The sequence below is a fragment of the Sporichthyaceae bacterium genome, from assembly GCA_036493475.1.
Classification (GTDB): Bacteria; Actinomycetota; Actinomycetes; order Sporichthyales; family Sporichthyaceae; genus DASQPJ01.
Genome location: DASXPS010000081.1, coordinates 1 through 16,878 on the forward strand (window position 1 = coordinate 1; position 16,878 = coordinate 16,878).

General features: G+C 70.0%; 18 protein-coding genes. 9 read left to right on the plus strand and 9 right to left on the minus strand.

Annotation, left to right across the window (positions count from 1 at the left end; all coding sequences use genetic code 11):
* A partial coding sequence (locus tag VGJ14_08825; protein ID HEY2832514.1) for a hypothetical protein occupies positions 1–510 on the plus strand: 510 nt, incomplete at its 5' end.
* A 21-nt stretch (positions 511–531) separates the two neighbouring features.
* Complete coding sequence (locus tag VGJ14_08830) at positions 532–909, plus strand: YchJ family metal-binding protein (protein ID HEY2832515.1); 378 nt, start codon at positions 532–534, stop codon at positions 907–909.
* Between the two features lie 107 nt (positions 910–1,016).
* Here the strand turns inward: VGJ14_08830 and VGJ14_08835 are convergent, their stop codons facing one another.
* Together VGJ14_08835 and VGJ14_08840 are read right to left on the minus strand one after the other, a co-directional pair.
* The gene (locus VGJ14_08835; protein HEY2832516.1) at positions 1,017–1,388 is read right to left on the minus strand and encodes a hypothetical protein; all 372 of its coding nucleotides are present in this window, start codon (positions 1,386–1,388) and stop codon (positions 1,017–1,019) included.
* A 91-nt stretch (positions 1,389–1,479) separates the two neighbouring features.
* On the minus strand, positions 1,480–1,854 hold the full coding sequence (locus VGJ14_08840) for a hypothetical protein (protein HEY2832517.1): 375 nt from the start codon (positions 1,852–1,854) through the stop codon (positions 1,480–1,482).
* Between the two features lie 281 nt (positions 1,855–2,135).
* Between VGJ14_08840 and VGJ14_08845 the strand changes: the two genes are divergently transcribed.
* The 6 genes from VGJ14_08845 to VGJ14_08870 all read left to right on the plus strand — a co-directional run bounded on the left by VGJ14_08845 (position 2,136) and on the right by VGJ14_08870 (position 8,537).
* Positions 2,136–4,652, plus strand: a complete 2,517-nt coding sequence (locus VGJ14_08845) for an efflux RND transporter permease subunit (GenBank protein HEY2832518.1) — start codon at positions 2,136–2,138, stop codon at positions 4,650–4,652.
* A 118-nt stretch (positions 4,653–4,770) separates the two neighbouring features.
* Positions 4,771–5,172, plus strand: a complete 402-nt coding sequence (locus VGJ14_08850; GenBank protein HEY2832519.1) for a helix-turn-helix transcriptional regulator — start codon at positions 4,771–4,773, stop codon at positions 5,170–5,172.
* Positions 5,173–5,243: 71 nt separating this feature from the next.
* A complete protein-coding gene (gene modA, locus VGJ14_08855) occupies positions 5,244–6,059 on the plus strand; it encodes a molybdate ABC transporter substrate-binding protein (GenBank protein HEY2832520.1) in 816 nt (271 codons plus the stop codon).
* A 16-nt stretch (positions 6,060–6,075) separates the two neighbouring features.
* Positions 6,076–6,870, plus strand: coding sequence for a molybdate ABC transporter permease subunit (gene modB / locus VGJ14_08860; GenBank protein ID HEY2832521.1), 795 nt, complete (start codon positions 6,076–6,078; stop codon positions 6,868–6,870).
* Positions 6,867–7,928 (plus strand): ABC transporter ATP-binding protein, encoded by a 1,062-nt coding sequence (locus VGJ14_08865; protein HEY2832522.1) that lies wholly within the window; start codon positions 6,867–6,869, stop codon positions 7,926–7,928. The genes modB and VGJ14_08865 overlap by 4 nt, the downstream gene beginning before the upstream one ends.
* Before the next feature lie 240 nt (positions 7,929–8,168).
* Entirely contained in the window at positions 8,169–8,537 is a 369-nt protein-coding gene (locus tag VGJ14_08870; GenBank protein HEY2832523.1) for an RNA polymerase-binding protein RbpA, read from the plus strand.
* A 7-nt stretch (positions 8,538–8,544) separates the two neighbouring features.
* Here VGJ14_08870 and VGJ14_08875 read toward each other — a convergent pair whose 3' ends face one another.
* The 3 genes from VGJ14_08875 to lnt form a co-directional block, all read right to left on the minus strand.
* Positions 8,545–9,045, minus strand: coding sequence for an FxsA family protein (locus VGJ14_08875; protein ID HEY2832524.1), 501 nt, complete (start codon positions 9,043–9,045; stop codon positions 8,545–8,547).
* A gap of 71 nt (positions 9,046–9,116) precedes the next feature.
* The gene (locus tag VGJ14_08880; protein ID HEY2832525.1) at positions 9,117–9,905 is read right to left on the minus strand and encodes a polyprenol monophosphomannose synthase; all 789 of its coding nucleotides are present in this window, start codon (positions 9,903–9,905) and stop codon (positions 9,117–9,119) included.
* Complete coding sequence (gene lnt, locus VGJ14_08885) at positions 9,895–11,559, minus strand: apolipoprotein N-acyltransferase (GenBank protein ID HEY2832526.1); 1,665 nt, start codon at positions 11,557–11,559, stop codon at positions 9,895–9,897. Before lnt ends, VGJ14_08880 begins: the two co-directional genes overlap by 11 nt.
* 132 nt (positions 11,560–11,691) lie before the next feature.
* Between lnt and VGJ14_08890 the strand changes: the two genes are divergently transcribed.
* Positions 11,692–12,609: a sulfite exporter TauE/SafE family protein gene (locus VGJ14_08890; GenBank protein HEY2832527.1), complete on the plus strand. Its 918-nt coding sequence runs from the start codon at positions 11,692–11,694 to the stop codon at positions 12,607–12,609.
* A 427-nt stretch (positions 12,610–13,036) separates the two neighbouring features.
* Here the strand turns inward: VGJ14_08890 and VGJ14_08895 are convergent, their stop codons facing one another.
* Genes VGJ14_08895 through VGJ14_08910 form a run of 4 tightly spaced genes read right to left on the minus strand, consistent with a single transcriptional unit; the run spans position 13,037 to position 16,807 of the window.
* A complete protein-coding gene (locus VGJ14_08895; protein ID HEY2832528.1) occupies positions 13,037–13,426 on the minus strand; it encodes a hotdog domain-containing protein in 390 nt (129 codons plus the stop codon).
* Entirely contained in the window at positions 13,423–14,160 is a 738-nt protein-coding gene (locus tag VGJ14_08900; protein HEY2832529.1) for an OAM dimerization domain-containing protein, read from the minus strand. The genes VGJ14_08895 and VGJ14_08900 overlap by 4 nt, the downstream gene beginning before the upstream one ends.
* On the minus strand, positions 14,157–15,737 hold the full coding sequence (locus VGJ14_08905) for a lysine 5,6-aminomutase subunit alpha (protein ID HEY2832530.1): 1,581 nt from the start codon (positions 15,735–15,737) through the stop codon (positions 14,157–14,159). Before VGJ14_08905 ends, VGJ14_08900 begins: the two co-directional genes overlap by 4 nt.
* Positions 15,734–16,807, minus strand: coding sequence for an L-erythro-3,5-diaminohexanoate dehydrogenase (locus VGJ14_08910; GenBank protein HEY2832531.1), 1,074 nt, complete (start codon positions 16,805–16,807; stop codon positions 15,734–15,736). Before VGJ14_08910 ends, VGJ14_08905 begins: the two co-directional genes overlap by 4 nt.
* Positions 16,808–16,878 lie beyond the last annotated feature (71 nt).

Consider the following 16,878-nt stretch of genomic DNA (forward strand, 5'->3'; position numbering starts at 1 on the left):
ATCACGGAGTACCCGCTGGCCGCCGCGAAGTCGGTGCCGACCGCGATGGCCGCAGGCCCGGACGGCGCGGTGTGGTTCATCGAGACAGGCGGCAACAAGATCGGCCGCATCGACCCGACCACCGCCAAGATCACCGAGCACCCGATCCCGACGCCGAAGGCCACGCCGATGGGGACCGTGGCGGGCGCCGACGGCGCCATGTGGTTCACCGAGGCCTCGGCCGACAAGCTCGGTCGATTGAACCCGGCCACCGGAGCCATCACGGAGTACCCGCTGGCCGCCGCGAAGTCGGTGCCGACCGCGATGGCCGCAGGCCCGGACGGCGCGGTGTGGTTCATCGAGACAGGCGGCAACAAGATCGGCCGCATCGACCCGGCAACCGGCGAGATCAAGGAGTTCCCGGTGCCCAGCGCCAACAGCGTGCCGGTGTTCATCGCGCCCGGCCCGGACGGGGCACTGTGGTTCACCGAGCTGAGCGGTAACAAGATCGGCCGCGTGGGCGGCATCTGAGGTCGCTGATTGACTTCGGTCATGGCCCACGTCCGGCCCTGCCCGTGCGGCAGTGCCGTCGACTACCGAGCATGCTGCGGCCCGCTGCATGCCCGGCGGTCCACGGCGGAGACGGCGGAGGCGCTGATGCGGTCGCGCTACAGCGCGTTCGTCCGCCATGACGTCGACTATCTGTCGGCCACCTGGCACCCGAGCACCCGCCCGACGCACCTGCAGCTGGATTCGTCAGTGGTCTGGACGCAGCTGGAGATCGTGCGGGTGCGGGCCGGTGCCGCGGGCGATCGCCGCGGTCTGGTCGAGTTCCGTGCGCACCACACCCGCGGCGTACAGGCCGAGCGCAGCCGGTTCCTGCATGAGGACGGGCAGTGGTTCTACCTGGACGGCGAACGGCTCGACTGATCCACGCGTCCTGACATAACGTCCATTATCGGCGGAGGATCACCTTGCGTCCGAAGAAGTGTGGGTGCGCGGACACTGTTCTTCGGACGTTACGAGAGGTCGGGCGGTTAGTTCCAGAACTCCCAGCTGTGGAACGAACGCCACCCGTGCCACTTGAACACGTGCGCCAGTGGGCCGTAGCTGTAGGCGCGCCACGGCGTCCAGTGCCGGTGGGTGTCCCAGCGGGTGACGTCGCAGCCGTTGTGCAGGGAGATCGCGCGCTTGCAGGCGTCGCGAGCGTCCTGCCGGTAGATGTCGTTGCGTAGATGGCTCAGCCGCTGGGCGTGGAAGCTGTCCCAGCTGTGGCACACGGTCGACGTGCCGGTACACCAGGGACCCGCGGCAGCGCCGGCCTCGGCGGCGCCGGCCGCGGGAACGTTGAGGGTGACGACGGCGGTGGCGGCAGCCAATCCGACGAGAAGGCGGCGAGGTCCGCGCACGGCTACCTCCAGGGTGAGCACACCGGATGGTCCGGATTACCCCAAGCCTTACTCTTCGCCGGAGTTATGACAACCGGACGCGCCGGGCGGGCTAGATCCAGCCCCAGCCGCCCCAGCCACCCCAGCCGCCGCCGCCCCAGCCCCAGTGGTGGCCGAAGCCGATGCCGTGGCCCCAGTGATGCCAGCCGCTCCACCAATGGCCACCGCCGCCCCAGTCGTCCTCGGGGTCGATGCCCTCACAGGTGAAGGTGACGCCATCCCAGCACTCGTCGCCCCAGACGTCGTCGCAATCGCAGTCGTCCCAGCGCCAGTGGTGGTGATGATGGTGATGGTGATGCCACGCAGGGGCCAACGCGGGCGTGGGAACGGCGGCGGGCATCGTCGCGGCGCCCGCCGACGGCGCGGCGAAGGCGGCGAAAGCGACAGCGGCAAAGACAGTCCCCGCTGCTCTCTTGATTCCGATCATGGGTTCCTCCGGTACGCGCAGTAGCGGGGACAAACAATGATCAACTTCCATCAACCCGGACATATCGGGCAAGTGTTGGTTGTCACGTATACCCGTGCACACCTTGGCAATTCACGGCCTTTTCCCGGGCCTGATGTCCCCCTGCTCCCTTGACGCCCCGTTTGGTCGGCGATAAACATGAGGATTGTTCGTCGTTAACCTCACGCTTGCTAGCAGAGCGGCGGTCTTCGTGAGGCCGGGATCCGGGGCGCCGTGCGCGTCTCGATCACGCAGGAGACTGGATGCTGCGTCGGGTCGTGGCCGCTGCCATGCGCACCCGCCGCGCCACCGCCGCGGGACTCGTGGTGCTGGCCGCGGTGGGTTTCGCCGCCCTGCCCGATGTCCGGGAGCGCGCACTGCCGCCGCTTGGCACGCCGATTTTGCAAGTGCGCACCGCTACCCCGGGTCTTTCCGCCGACGACACGGAACGCCTGGTCACGGCGCCATTGGCGGCGGATCTGCGGGCCAATGTGACCGCCCTGGAGTCGGTCCATTCGGTGTCCCGGAGCGGACTGTCCATCCTCGACCTGAGGTTCAGGGCTGGCTCCATCAGCGATCGAGACCGTCAGGCGGTGCAGGAGCGTCTTGTCGGGGCCCATCTGCCCGGCGCCCCCCAGCTGGTCTCCCCCGCCGACCGCCTGTTCCTCGTCGCGGTGCACACGTCGCTGTCCCCCGCCGCACTCACCGAAGTGGTGAACAGCCGCATACGCCCGTCGTTGCTCGGCGTGGCCGGCGTCAGCAATGTCTGGCTGTGGGGTGATGTGGAACCACTCTTGGTAATTGATCAATTACCCACAGTTGATACGACGGCAGTAAGCGAGAAAGTGCAGCAACGGTTGGCCGAACTGGCACCGGGCCTGCCCCAGGCGCAATTCGATCCGCGGGTTTATCGCGCCGCGGACTATCTGACCGCCGCCCGGCACCAAGTGGCCCGGACAATGGCGTGGACCGTGCTCGCGCTGCTGGTGGCGCTCGCCGTGCTGTTGTTGGATTGGCGACGCGCGGTGCTCACCGCGGTTGCCGTGCCGCTGCCGGTGCTCCTCGATCTGGCGGCGCTGCGGGCGCACCACACCGCGGTGGACGCGATGACGTTGACCGGGCTGGCGGCCGTGGTCCCGCTCGTGCTGTTCGACGCCGTGGTGCTCAGCGAGGCGGGCGTGCGGGCCCTGCGCGACCGGGCCGGCGATCCCGTCGGTCAACTGTCCTCGATGCTGCACCGGCTGGGCCGGGCCGGACTGCTGCTGGCATTGGCCCTGCTGCCGGTGCTGTTCCTGTCCGGCCTGCCGGAACGTCCGTTTCTGCCCCGCATCGCGGGCGTCTTCGCTGTCGGCCTTCTCGCCACCGCGGCCACCGCCCTGCTGGTCGTGCCGACGGTGCTCGGTGCCCTACCCGGTAGGCCCGCCCGATCCCCGGCCCGCCGACTACTCCGGGTCGGACACGACCGCGTGCTGTGGCCGTTGGCCCGGCCCGCAGTGGCCGTCCTCGTGCTGTCCGGGTTACTCGCCGCCGGTGCGGTCGCCTGTACCCAGGTCACCACCCGGATGCGCCCCGCACTGCACGATCCGGCGGTGACCGTGCGATTGCAGGCCTGGCCGGGCACCACGCCGGCCCAAGTGTCCGCGGACCGCGACCGGGTGCTCGCCGGGGTACGGGGCCTGCCCGGGGTGCAGGACGCGGCGCCGTTGCCGGACTGTGCGGACACCCCCACAGGTGGCGACGGACAACACTGTGCCGACGTCGCCATCGCCCTGGCCGCCGGCGCCGACCGAGCCCACACGCTCGCCGCGGTGCGCGCGGTGCTGGCCGACTTTCCCGGCATGTTCCGCAGCGTCCGGGCCGATTTGGACACCCGGCTGTCCGCCGCGGCGGCTCGCCCGAATGCGGACCTGGTGGTGCGGGTCTCGGGCAATGATCCGACGACGCTGCGGACCCGGGCGGAGACGGTGCGCGCGGCGCTGGCCGGCGTGCGCGGCGTGCTCGCGCCGGCCGTGGCCGGTGCGCCGGACATCATCGAGCACTCCGACACCATCGGCACGCTGAGCGTCGAGGCCGGGATCAGTGGGCGCGACCACGCAGCGGTGCGCGCCGACGTGCGCACAGTTCTCGCCGGGCTGGCGCCGGCCGGCGGTACCGACGCGCATCTCCTCGACGCCGCTCCCAACCGGCACCGAGTTATCGCCGCGGGCCTCGCGGTCGCCGTCGCGCTGCTGCTGTTGTTGGTGGGCGCGCTGGGTGCCGGCGCTGCGCTGCTGATCGGGCTGGCCGGGGTGCCCGCGGTGCTCGGTGCGGGAGTGATCGCGTTGTGGGTCGACGATGCCCCGTTGGGGCCGGGCGCCGTCACCGGGTTGGTGGTACTCGCGGGTCTGCTGCTGCGGGCCGCACTGTTGATAGTGCCCGATCTGCAGCGGGACGATTGGGCCGAGAACGCGCCGCCCGGCGGCGAGGCCCGGCGGGTGTCGCACGCGGTACCGCTGCTGCAGGCGTGCGCGGTGCTGGCGGTGATCACTGTGCCGTGGCTGATGACCGGTCAGCGGGCCGGCACCGAACAACTCCACCCCTTTGCGGTGGTGCTGCTCGGCGGAATTCCGGCACTGGCGGCGGTAGTCGTGCTGGTCCTGCCGGGCACAATCGGTCAGTCGACCGGACGCACATCCGAACAGCGCGCCGGTGGATCTACCGGCGCGGCACCGGCGCCGATATCGGTGAAACGTTGGATCGACGAAATCGACGCCGGCCGGTCACGTTCGGTCCCCGGCTGACCCGCAATAAAGGGCGACCAATTAAGGCTTGCCTAATTTGCATTTGGGGTCCACCACTTGGTGGGACCGGGCAACTTCGATGAGGCGCGGCGGGGTGCATTTGCCCTAGTCTGTCCGGGTGAGTACCTTTCGCATCAGCGAGGTCGCAGACCTCATGGGGGTTAGCGCCGACACAGTGCGGCGCTGGACGGATGGCGGCCGATTGGCCGCCACCCGTGATCATCACGGCCACCGTGTAGTGGAGGGACGGGCGCTCGCCGAATTCGCCCGCTCGCTGGCCGAGAACCCCGAGCCCGGGCATGTTGTCGCCGCGTCGGCCCGCAACCGATTGCGCGGCATCGTCACCAACGTGCTTCGGGACAAGGTGATGGCACAGGTCGAAATGCAGGCCGGGCCACACCGCATCGTGTCGTTGATGAGCCGGGAGGCGGCGGACGAACTCGGGCTTGAGCCCGGTGTGCTCGCGCTGGCGTCGGTGAAGTCGACGAACGTCGTCATCGAAATTCCGGAGCCCGGTTGAGCTTGACACCGGACCGCCCGCCGCCATAGGAGTTTCCCATGCACCCACACCCGGCCCGCCATCGCAGAATCGTGCCCCTCGCCATCAGTGCCCTGGCTCTTGCCATGGTTGGCGCCTGCGCGTCCGACACCAGCAGCAAGCAGGTCCCGCCGGTGGTGGAAACACCCTCCGCCTCCGCTTCCCCGTCGCCGAGCGCGACCGGCACCGCGACCGGAGATCTCACCGTGCTCGCCGCCGCCTCGCTCACCGAGGTTTTCCAGAAACTGGCAACCACATTCCAGTCCGAGAACCCCGGCGTGCACGTGACGTTCTCCTTCGGTGCCTCGTCCACGTTGGCCCAGCAGATCGTGGCGAAGGCGCCTGCGGACGTATTCGCGGCCGCGTCCCCGGCCACCATGAAGACCGTCACCGACGCGGGCGATGCGACAGGCAACCCGCAACTGTTCGTGCGCAACGTGTTGGAGATCGCGGTGCCGCCGAGCAATCCGGGCAACGTCACCGGGCTGTCCGACTTCAGCAAGTCCGACCTGAAGATCGCGGTGTGCGCGGTGGCGGTGCCCTGCGGTGCCGCGGCGGACAAGGTGTTCAAGGCGACAGGTATCAGCGCGGAGATCGACAGCTACGAGCAGGACGTCAAGGGTGTGCTGACCAAGGTGGAATCCGGCGAGGCCGACGCGGGCCTGGTCTATGCGACCGACGTGAAATCCGCTGGGGACAAGGTCAAGGGCATCGACTTCCCGGAGGCCTCCAACGCGATCAACGACTACCCGATCGCGGCGCTGACCGAAGCCAAGAACCCCAGCGCGGCGGCGGCCTGGATCGCGTTCCTGTCGAGCGCGGAGGCCCGTCAGGCGTTCACCGACGCCGGCTTCCAGCTCCCGTCCTGACGCACCGTTCGATCCGTTGAGCCGGCGCGAGCGTTCCGGGGTACCCCCCGCATTGTTGGCGCCGGCCGGGTTGGCTCTGCTGTTCCTGATCGTCCCGCTGCTCGGTCTGTTCCTGCGCGCCCCGTGGCGCTCGTTGCCCGATCGGCTGCGCGAACACGCTATTCGCGAGGCGCTGCAGTTGTCCCTGGTGACCGCGACCGAGGCCACCGTGGTGGCCGTCGTGCTCGGTGTGCCGCTGGCGGTCGTGCTCGCGCACGGCCACTTTCCCGGCCGGTCCTTCCTGCGCGCCCTGGTGACCGTGCCGCTGGTGATGCCCCCGGTGGTCGGCGGCGTGGCCCTGCTCTCCGCGCTCGGACGGGCCGGGTTCGTCGGCAAGCGAATCTACGCCTTCAACGGGTACTCCCTGCCGTTCACCACCACCGCGGTCGTCATCGCCGAGACGTTCGTCGCGATGCCGTTCCTGGTGATCGCCGTGGAGGGCGCGCTGCGCGGCAGCGATGTGCGTTACGCGGAGGCCGCGGCCACGTTGGGTGCGACCCGGTGGACGACCTTCCGCACGGTGACCCTGCCGTTGGTGGCGCCGGGCGTGATGGCCGGAGCCGTGCTGTGCTGGGCCCGCGCGCTCGGTGAATTCGGAGCCACGATCACCTTCGCGGGCAGCTTCCCGGGCCGTACTCAGACCATGCCATTGGCCGTCTACCAAGCGCTGGAGACCGACCCGCCGGCGGCCATCGTGTTGAGCATGGTGCTGCTCATCGTGTCCGTGGCAGTACTTGCACTGCTGCGCGAACGGTGGGTCGCCCCGTCATGAGTGAGGGCCTCGTTGCGGATTTCCAGGTCTCCCGCGGGGAGTTCACCCTGCGCCTGGACCTGGCCGTGGAACCCGGTCGGGTGAGCGCGCTGCTGGGACCCAACGGGTCCGGCAAGAGCACCGCGTTGCGGGTCCTGGCCGGCCTGCTCGCCGTGGACTTCGGCACCGTGCGATTGGCCGGCCGCGATCTGGAGGACGCGTCCCGACGACTGCAGGTGCCCGCGGAGCACCGGGCGGTCGGCATGGTGTTTCAGGACTACCGGTTGTTTCCCCACCGCAACGCGCTGGACAACGTGGCCTACGGGTTGCGCCGCCGCGGCATGTCTCGGCCGGCGGCGCGCGAACGCGCGGGCGAATGGTTGGCCTACGTCGGATTGACCGAATACGCCAAGGCCAGGCCCGCGCGGCTGTCCGGTGGCCAGGCGCAACGCGTCGCACTGGCCCGAGCGCTGGCCACCGAGCCGGACCTGTTGCTGCTCGACGAACCGTTGTCCGCGTTGGACGCGGCCACCCGGATGCAGGTGCGTGGCGAGCTGCGCCGTTATCTGGCCGGCTTCTCCGGCGCGGTGCTGATGGTCACCCACGATCCGGTGGACGCCATGGTGTTGGCCTCGGACGTGGTGGTGATCGAAAACGGCGCGGTGGTCCAGCGCGGCCCCGTGTCGGAGGTAGCCGCACACCCGCACACCCAGTACGTGGCCCGGTTGGTCGGGCTGAACCTGTACCAGGGATTGGCCGGGGCCGACTCGAGCGTGGGCATCTCCCCCGACGTGCAGCTGCACACGGTGAGCACGGCCGAGGGCGCGGTATTCGCCGCGTTCGCGCCCACCGCGGTGTCCATGTTCCGGGAGCGCCCTCATGGCTCGGCGCGCAATGTGTTTCCCGCCCGGGTGGCCGACCTGGAAATGCACGGCGGCACCGTCCGGTTGAGCCTGGAGGGCGTGTTGCCGGCGCTGGCGGACGTCACCGCAGCCGCCGTCACCGAACTGGATTTGGTGCCCGGCCGCGAGGTGTGGTTCGCGGTCAAGGCCAACGAGATCAGTGTGTATCCCGCCTAACCGAGGGTGAGCGGAGCACCAACTCCCGGCACGACGGCAACAACGCGGGAAAGTCGGTGGCGCGCGTGCGCCGTTCGCGCTATCCATGAGCAAGCGAAACGGTCGAGTACTACGAATGTCCGATAGGTCGGGCTGCGGGGTGTACCGCCGGCCTTCTCGGGAATTCCGCAAGCAGCAGAACCGTTGTGGTCGTGTGCGGGTGTCACAGGGGGCCCGGAGGCCCGGAGGAGTGCGTGAATTATGAGTGAGCGAGCGCTGCGCGGTTCCCGTCTCGGAGCAACCAGCTACGAGACCGACCGCGACATCGAGCTGGCCCCGCGCACCATCGTCGGGTACGACTGCCCGAAGGGCCACCACCTCGAGGTGCCGTTCTCGGCCGAGGCCGAAGAGGTGCCCATGGTGTGGGAGTGCCGGGTGTGCGGTGCGCTGGCGCTGCGTTCGGACGGTCAGCGCGACGATGAGAAGCGATCCAAGCCGGCGCGTACTCACTGGGACATGCTGATGGAGCGCCGGACGCGCGAGGAGCTCGAGGAGATCCTCGCCGAGCGCTTGGCCGTGCTACGTGCGGGCGGTATCCCGGGCTACGGGCCCAACAAGAAGTCCGCGTAGCCATCACTCAGGGCTGTTCCGGCCCCGGCTCGTCGTCCACGACCTCTCCGCTGACCACCCGTCCACCGCCGGATTTCGGCCCGGGGCGCGGTGGTCGCGGCATGAATGGCCCCCCGCCGAAGGGCGTTGGGCCGGCCGGGCCCACCACCTGCACCCGGTGCACCATCCAGCCGACCAACAGCCGCCGGGCCAGCGGCCGGGTGAACGGCAGCACCAGGAAATAGCCGAGGATGTCGGTGAGGAAACCCGGCGCCATGAGCAGCGTGCCGCCGACCAGCAGCAGTCCGCCGTCGGCCAATTCTTTGGTGGGCATCCGGCCGGCGTTCAGGCTGCGGACAAGGTTCTCCCAGGCCCGACGGCCCTCGTGCCGCACCAGCCAGGCGCCGAGCACGCTGTCGGCGATCAGCAGCAGAATCGTCGGCCCGGCCCCGATGGCCTGCCCGACCTGCACGATCACGTAGATCTCCGCGATCGGGACGAGCAGTAACGCCAGCACCAACCAGCCCATGGCTGGAGCCTAGGGCGTGTCTCTCAACCCCAGCCGGCTACCGCGGTTGCGAGACATGCCCCGGGGCGGGGTCAGAGACCCAATTCGTCCAGGCTCCGCGAGCGCGACGCGACGGTGGTCAACGACCGGTGGGGGGCGCGCACCCGGCCGATGCGTCGGGTCAGTCCCCACAGGGTGACCCGCCACAGGGCCTCGACCACGATCGCGCGGCTCATCTTCGAGGTACCCAGTTCGCGTTCCACAAAGGTGATCGGCACCTCGATGACCCGGAACCCGCGGTCCACGGTGCGCAGCGCCAGATCGATCTGGAAGCAGTAGCCCTGCGAGTACACGGTGCCCAGGTCCAACGCGATCAGCGTCTTGCGGCGGAACGCGCGGAATCCGCCGGTGGCGTCCCGAATCCCCAGACCCAGCACCAGGTTCGCGTAGGCGGTGCCGCCGCGGGAGAGCAGGCGGCGCGATGCGGGCCAGTTCACCACCGCACCGCCGGGCACCCACCGTGAGCCGAGCACCAGGTCCGCGCCGGGCAGGCCGGCCAGCAGTCGCGGCAGGTCCTCGGGGCGGTGCGAGCCGTCCGCGTCCATCTCGACCAGCACGTCGTAGTTGCGCTGCAGGCCCCAGTCGAAGCCGGCCAGGTAGGCCGCGCCCAGGCCCTGCTTGCCGGTCCGGTGCAAAACATGGATGCGCTCGTCGGCGGCGGCGAGGTCGTCGGCGATCTGCCCGGTGCCATCCGGACTGTTGTCGTCCACCACCAGGACATGGGCGCTGGGCACCGCACTGGTCAGTCGGCTCAACACGCCGGTCAGGCTCTGTGCCTCGTTGTAGGTGGGCACCACCACCAACACCGATTCACGTTCCACCGCGCGGCCCCCTCCGGATGAACCCGGAAACCACGGTAGTCCTGCGGCGCCGCGGCATCCGGGAGTTGCGGGGTCGACACATCACGATCGAGCCAACCCCGAGCATCACCAGGACGAGTTCCGGCCAGGCGCCCAGGCGCATCGCAGTGGTGCGGCCTGCGCGCAGCGGAACCTGGCGCACAATGACCTCGCGGGTGAATTCCTTGCTCTGCCGTACCACGTGACCCGCGGGGTTGATCACCGCACTGATTCCACTGGTCGCGGCGACCACCACCGCGCGGCCGGTCTCGATCGCGCGCAGTCGGGTGATCTCCAGCTGCTGCTCGGGTTGTCCGGTGTGCCCATAGGTGGCGTTGTTGGTCTGCACCACCAGCACTCGGCCGCCGCCGCGCACCACGTCGTGTACCAGGTTGTCGTAGGCGACCTCGAAGCAAATCAGCTCACCGAGGTGGGTGCTGCCCATCTGCAGCAGCCCGGCCCGCGGCCCCGGCTGGAAGTCCCGGGGCACCCGGGAGAACCGGGCGATCAGCTTGGTCACCAGGCGACGCATGGGCAGGTACTCCCCGAACGGCACCGGGTGACGCTTGACGTAAATCTCGCCGGGGCCCTGATTGGGGTTCCACACGATGCCCGCGTTGCGCACATAGCGCGGACCGCCGTCGAGCACCGCACCGATCAGCGTGGGCGCCCCGATGTCGTCCACCGCCGCGGTAATCCGGAAGCTCACCATCGGCTCCTCGAACGGGTCGAGGTCCGAGGAGTTCTCCGGCCAGACCACCAGGTCGGGATGCGGGGACCGGCCCTCGCGTACCGCGGCGGCCAATGCGTGGGTGGCCTCCAGGTGGTTGGCGAAGACAACCTGTTGCTGCGCGGCGGTGTCGTATCCGGCCCGCGGCACGTTGCCCTGCACAACAGCGACGGTGACCATATCCGCGCCACCGGAGTGCACGGGCACGGCCCAACCGAGGCAAGCGACCGCGGCGAGGATCGCGGCGGGCAGCAGCGCGCCGCGCAGGCAGCGGGCGCGCAGCTGCACCAGGGCCGCGGCGAGCACGCACCCGGCCAGCGCCACCGCGAAACTGATCAACGGCATGCCGCCGATCGCGGCCAGCCGCGCGAACGGGGCATCGGCCTGGGCGAACGCCAGCCGTCCCCAGGGCAGACCGCCGAAGGGGACGCGCGCCCGCAACGCTTCCGCGGCCACCCAGATAGCGGCCTGCCACAACGGCCAACCGCGCCGCCCGGTGGTCCAGGCGAACCCGATGCCCACCGGCATCAAGAACAGCGCCTCCAGCGCGGACAGCCCGACCACCGCATCCCAGCCGACCACGTGCAGCCAACGCAGCAGCACCACGAAGAACGACATCCCGAACGCGAAACCCAGCCCAGCGCCTTGCCCAGCAGTGGCGCCCCGGCAGAGCAGACTGAGCGCGGCGACCGCGACCACGGCCAACGGCCAGGCGCCCACCGGCGGGAAGGCGAGCCCGAGCAGCACACCGGCGAGCAGCGCGCCGAGCAGCTTGCGTCGGTCCAGGCGTGGGCGATGCCGGGTGCGTTGCCGGGGCGATCGATGCCGGTGGCGGAGTAGCGGGCGCCGCCGCCCCGCCGATCCGGCGTGGTGGTCCCCGACGAGGACGTCGTGGCCTGCGCGCACGCTGCCCGATCCCCTTCGCCAGACGACAGTGCTCCGAGTGTGCACCTCCACCCTGCCGTCGTGCCGGATTTGGCGGGCGCGCCAATATAAAGTAGAGTAGTTATCATTGATTCCTAGGCGGGGGTTCGGCGCGTGCACATCGATCTGTGGATGTCGGTCGCCGGGCTGCTGGTGGGCTTCCTGGTCGGGCTGACCGGGATGGGCGGCGGGGCCTTGATGACCCCGATGCTGGTGATCGTCTTCCACGTCGCCCCGCTCGCCGCGGTCTCCTCCGACCTGGTCGCCTCGCTGGTCATGAAACCGATCGGGGGCGCGGTGCACCTACGCCGCGGCACGGTGCACAAGCCGCTGGTCAGCTGGCTCGCGCTGGGTTCGATCCCGGCCGCCTTTGCCGGCGTTCTGCTGCTGCGCGGGCTTGGCGGCAACAGTGCGGGCGTGCAGCACACGGTGAAACTCGCACTGGGCATCACGCTGCTGACCGCCGCGGCCGGGATCGTGCTGCGGGCCTGGTTGTCGCTGCGCGCCGCCGGGCGCAGCGAGGCGCCGCCGCCGGTACGGGTGCGTCCGCTGCCCACGCTGCTGGTCGGAGTGGCGGGCGGCCTGGTGGTCGGCATGACCTCGGTGGGATCCGGGTCGCTGATCATCGTCGCGCTGTTGTTCATGTACCCCGGGCTGAGCGCCGCGGAGGTGGTCGGCACCAACCTCGTGCAGGCGGTGCCGTTGGTGGCCTCCGCCGCGCTCGGGCACATCCTGTTCGGCGACTTCCGACTGGACCTGACCTCCTCGGTGCTGCTCGGTGCAGTGCCGGGCGTCTACCTGGGCGCCCGGGTCTCCGCACTCGGTGCGCACGGAATCGTGCAGCGCGCATTGGTCGGCGTGTTGGTGCTGTCCGGACTCAAACTGCTCGGGGCGCCCAACGGCTACCTGCTCACCGCGCTGGCCCTGGTGGTGCTCGCCGCGATCGCGACCCGCTGGGTACGGCCAAGTTCTGACGGTGCTTCAGCACCCGCGCCGACTGCCGTCGCGTCGGTGCGCGCCGATTTCGCCTGACGCTCCGTCAGGTTATCGACACCCGGGCCTTAAACCGAGGAAGGATCCGGGGGCCCTTCGGACCGACCTCGGGTTCGCTGGGTGCGAGACCGACGCCGTTGTCTACTGGGTCCCCGGATCCTTCCCGTGTTCAACCCCCGTACCGCTCGGGGCGTCCACTGCTCCGCTGGATTTCTCACGGGCTGGTGGTCGGGACGGGATGCGCCCCTGGCCCGTTCGCTCCTGAACACGGCGCCGAACGTTCGGTCCGATCGGAGATTCTTCGGTTGACGGCCGAACCGTACTGCCGCGATCGTCGGCCACTCAACCCTGCCCTCACCTGCATCGTTTCGCGTTGCCGCAGGTCAACCCGGGTCAGCCCAAGCTGGGAAGTTTCTGCTTTTTTCCAGATTCCCCGGCGTGTCGCGCGCGACACGAGGAATGAGCGTTATTCGGCCCCCGGAATGACCACCTCGGCGCGGGCACTGACCACCAATAACGGAGTCTCCAGGACGCGGCCGGCCGACGGCGAGATGTCCGGACGCGCGCGCACGCACACGTGCGCGGTCAGCTCGAGGGTGCGGCTGCGGTTGCCCACCCGTACCAGCTTGGCGGTCACCTCCAGCACGTCGCCGGCCATCACCGGGGCGCGGAAGACCAGCTCGCTGTACGACGCGAGCAACCCTTCGTCGCCGTCGGTCTGCAGACACATATCGGTGGCCGCGTCACCGAACAGCCCCACGGTGTAGGCCCCGTCCACCAGCGACCCGCCGTAGTGCGCGGCGGAGTGCGGCACGTAGCGGCGGTGAGTGACCATCCGGCCGGGGTACGGGGTCATGCGGCTGCTCCACCGAGAGTGTGCGCGAGATAACTGGCGACCTCACGCGGCGTGGTACCACGGGCGAAGATCTTGTCGACGCCGAGTTCGCCGGCCGCAGTCGGATCGAAGCGCGGGCCACCGACGATGAGCAGCGGGCGAGGACCGCAGGGATACGCCAGCCGCATTGCCTCAGCGACTTCCCGGGTGTTGTGGAGGTGCGCGTCGCGTTGAGTGACCACCTGGGAGATCAGCACCGCGTCGGCAGCCAACCGCCTGGCGGTGCTCACCAACTCACCGACCTCGACCTGCGAGCCGAGATTGTGTACCGCCATCTCCCGGTAGTACTCCAGGCCCTTCTCCCCGCCGAAGCCCTTCACGTTGAGGATCGCGTCGATGCCGACGGTGTGCGCATCGGTGCCGATGCACGCGCCGAGCACCACCAGTCGGCGACGCAACCGGGACCGGATCTCCCGGTTCACCTCGGCGGGGGTGAGCAACGGAAAGTCCCGCTCAGCCACCGCAATCTCGTCCAGGTCCACGCCGTGCCCGACGCGGCCGTAGATCACGAAGAAGGTGAAGTCCGAGCCCATGCCGCGGGTGTGCACCACGGTCGCCGGGTCCAGGCCCATCGTGCGGGCCAGCGCCAGTGCCGCGGCCTCGGCGCGGGCGTCAGGCGGGATGGGCAGGGTGAAGGAGACCTGCACCATGCCGTCATCGGTGGTGTCGCCGTAGGGGCGCACAACGCGGCTCATGCCGCGCCCGGCCATTGCGCTGCGCTCTCGGTGTTCTCCAGCAGCTCGGCCACCGGGTTGAGATAGCCCTCGGCCTTGGCCACCACCCCATCGCGGCCGCGTCCGCGGTCCGCGGGCCGGCGCATCAGCCCGAACGTGCCCTCGCCGATCGCGGTCAGCAGACTGTCCCCCTCGATGCGGCGCAGCAGGTCGATGGCCTCGCCGAGCACGGTGTTCGCCCGAGTGGCGATGAAGCCGTCCGGGGCGGGGTGGAAGTCCTCCCCCAGTGCGCCGGCCGCGTCCAGCACGTAGCGCACGTTGCGCAGCGCCAGGTCGCGGTCGGACAGGAACGGGGTGACCACGGCCTCGGTCATCATGCCGACCAGCAGGATGCCCTGCCCGGTGAGCGCACCGGCCAGGTTGAAGAACCCGTCGAGCAGGTAGCCGCGGAAAATGTCGCCGGTCATGTGCTTGGTGGGCGGCATCCACTTCAGCGGGGCGTCCGGGAACAGCGAGCGGGCGAGCAGCGCGTGGGCGAGTTCCAGGCGGAACGAGTCGGGCAGGTCCGGGTCGATCTCGAAGGCGTGACCCAGACCGAGTTGCCAATCGGCGAGCCCGGCCTCCTTGGCGAAATACTCGTTGAGCAACTGCGACACGGTGACCGTGTGGGCGCCCGATACAGCGTCCGCGGTGGTCAGATAGTTGTCCTCGCCGGTGTTGATGATGATCCCGGCATGCGCGTGGATCTGCCGGGCGAAGCGCTGGTCGGTGAAGGTGCGCAGCGGGTTGATGTCGCGGAAGAGGATCCCGTACATCGAGTCGTTGAGCATCATGTCCAGCCGCTCCAGGCCGGCCAGCGCGGCGATCTCCGGCATGCACAGCCCGGAGGCGTAGTTGGTCAGCCGCACGTAGCGACCGAGTTCGCGGGAGACCTCGTCCAGCGCGGCACGCATCAGCCGGAAGTTCTCCGCGGTGGCGTAGGTGCCCGCGTAGCCCTCCCGGGTCGCGCCCTCGGGGACGTGATCCAGCAGTGATTGTCCGGTGGAGCGAATGACCGCGACGACGTCGGCGCCCTCCCGGGCGGCGGCCTGCGCCTGCGGGATGTCCTCGTAGATGTCGCCGGTGGCCACGATCAGGTAGATCCACGGTCGGCGCGGTGGATCGCCGAGTTCGGCCACCATCGCCTCGCGTTCCGCGCGCCGGGCGCGCACCCGGGCCAGTCCCCCGGCGGCGGCGGTACCGGCCGCGGCCCGGGCAGCCTCGGCGTCGCCGGCGGCGGGCAGCCGAAACTGCACCGCAGCGGCTGCGGCCTTCTCGGCGAGTTCGCGCAGGTCGCCGGCTTGTCCGCGCAGCAGCGCGTCCCAGACGGGCAGCGCCACCCCGTGCTCGAGTCCGACCTGGCCGTGCACCGCGTTAACCAGATGGTTGGGCCAGGGCAGACCGTCGGAGTCGGCGCCGGTCAGCCCGGCCAGCCGCAGCACGGCCCGCTCCACCGAGGTGGTGGTGTGCGCCTTGGCCATCTCGACCACCGGCTCCCCGACCCGGCGGGCCAGGTCGCGGGCGAGCGCCACGGTGCCCGCGTCCAGCTCGAGCTTCACGAGCCCACCTCCGTCGCCAGTCGGCGTTCGTACATCGCGCGCAGCCCGGCTTCACTGCGCAGCAGGCCCAGCGCGATCCGGTCGTGGCCGGGCGCGTAACCGTTGCCGATGAGCAGCGTGACATCGGCGGCCAGACCCTCGGCGCCGAGGGCGGCAGCGGCGAACGAGGTCGCCATCGAGAAGAAGATGACCGTGCCGCGCTCGGCAGTGGCCAGCACCGCGCCGTGCTCGGCGCCGGGCACGTCCACGCAGACCACGGTGACGTCCACCGGTCCGCCGCAGCCGGTGATCGCGTCCAGCACCGACAATGGGTCGCGGGCATCAATGACCGCGATGTGCTCAGCCAGGCCGGCGGCGCCCAGTGCCTCGGCCTCGGCGGCATCGCGAACCAGTCCGACGGTACGGCCGGCGCCGGACGCCCGCGCGGCAGCCAGCGCCAGCGAGCCGCTCTTGCCCGCCGCACCGATCACCGCGACCGAGGGGCGCCGGCGCAGCACCGCACGCTCGGCGACCACCCGTCCGGTCAGCGCCGCGGCGCCGGCCACATCCAGCACCGCGAGCGCGAGGTGGGAGTCCAGATCGTCGGGCAACACGGCGGCGATCGAGCGGCCGAACAGGATGGCGTGCCCGGCGGCAGGCACCTGCTCGCTGCGGCCGGACCAGCCGGCCAGACCGTCGCGCAGGTGCAGTGGGGTGAGGGTGAGCGAGACCAGGGTGGCCACCCGATCCCCGGCGCGCAGGCCGAGCGGTGAGTCAGGGGCCGCCTCGGCCACCCGGCCGACCAGCATGCCGCCGGAGCCGGTGACCGGATTGTGCATCTTGCCCCGCTCCGCGACGATCCCGACGACGGCTGCGCGCACCGCGTCCCCATCCGGTCCAGACACTGTGAGGTGATGCTCGGTCAGCTGGCGGTAGGACGCGGCGTCCAGGTTCAACCGCTCGATCTCGATGCGGACCTCATCCGCCCACAGCTGTGGGTCCGGGTCCAGCCGCCAGGCGGCCTGTGGCAGCACCGGGGTCTCGTCGCACACCCGGTGGCAGCCGAACGGCGAGCCGCCCTGTCGGAACACCGAGCCTCCTGTCGAGGCAAACTCACGACGAATCTTCCTGCATAAGGGTACCGTCGAGAGGGAAATCTTTG

What these genes read in the sequence shown, in the direction of transcription:
- VGJ14_08830 (HEY2832515.1), top strand. Translation starts at nt 532, where the DNA reads ATGGCCCACGTCCGGCCCTGCCCGTGCGGCAGTGCCGTCGACTACCGA.
- VGJ14_08870 (HEY2832523.1), top strand. Translation starts at nt 8,169, where the DNA reads ATGAGTGAGCGAGCGCTGCGCGGTTCCCGTCTCGGAGCAACCAGCTAC.
- VGJ14_08865 (HEY2832522.1), top strand. Translation starts at nt 6,867, where the DNA reads ATGAGTGAGGGCCTCGTTGCGGATTTCCAGGTCTCCCGCGGGGAGTTC.
- VGJ14_08840 (HEY2832517.1), bottom strand. Translation starts at nt 1,854, where the DNA reads ATGATCGGAATCAAGAGAGCAGCGGGGACTGTCTTTGCCGCTGTCGCT.
- VGJ14_08845 (HEY2832518.1), top strand. Translation starts at nt 2,136, where the DNA reads ATGCTGCGTCGGGTCGTGGCCGCTGCCATGCGCACCCGCCGCGCCACC.
- VGJ14_08900 (HEY2832529.1), bottom strand. Translation starts at nt 14,160, where the DNA reads ATGAGCCGCGTTGTGCGCCCCTACGGCGACACCACCGATGACGGCATG.
- VGJ14_08895 (HEY2832528.1), bottom strand. Translation starts at nt 13,426, where the DNA reads ATGACCCCGTACCCCGGCCGGATGGTCACTCACCGCCGCTACGTGCCG.
- VGJ14_08875 (HEY2832524.1), bottom strand. Translation starts at nt 9,045, where the DNA reads ATGGGCTGGTTGGTGCTGGCGTTACTGCTCGTCCCGATCGCGGAGATC.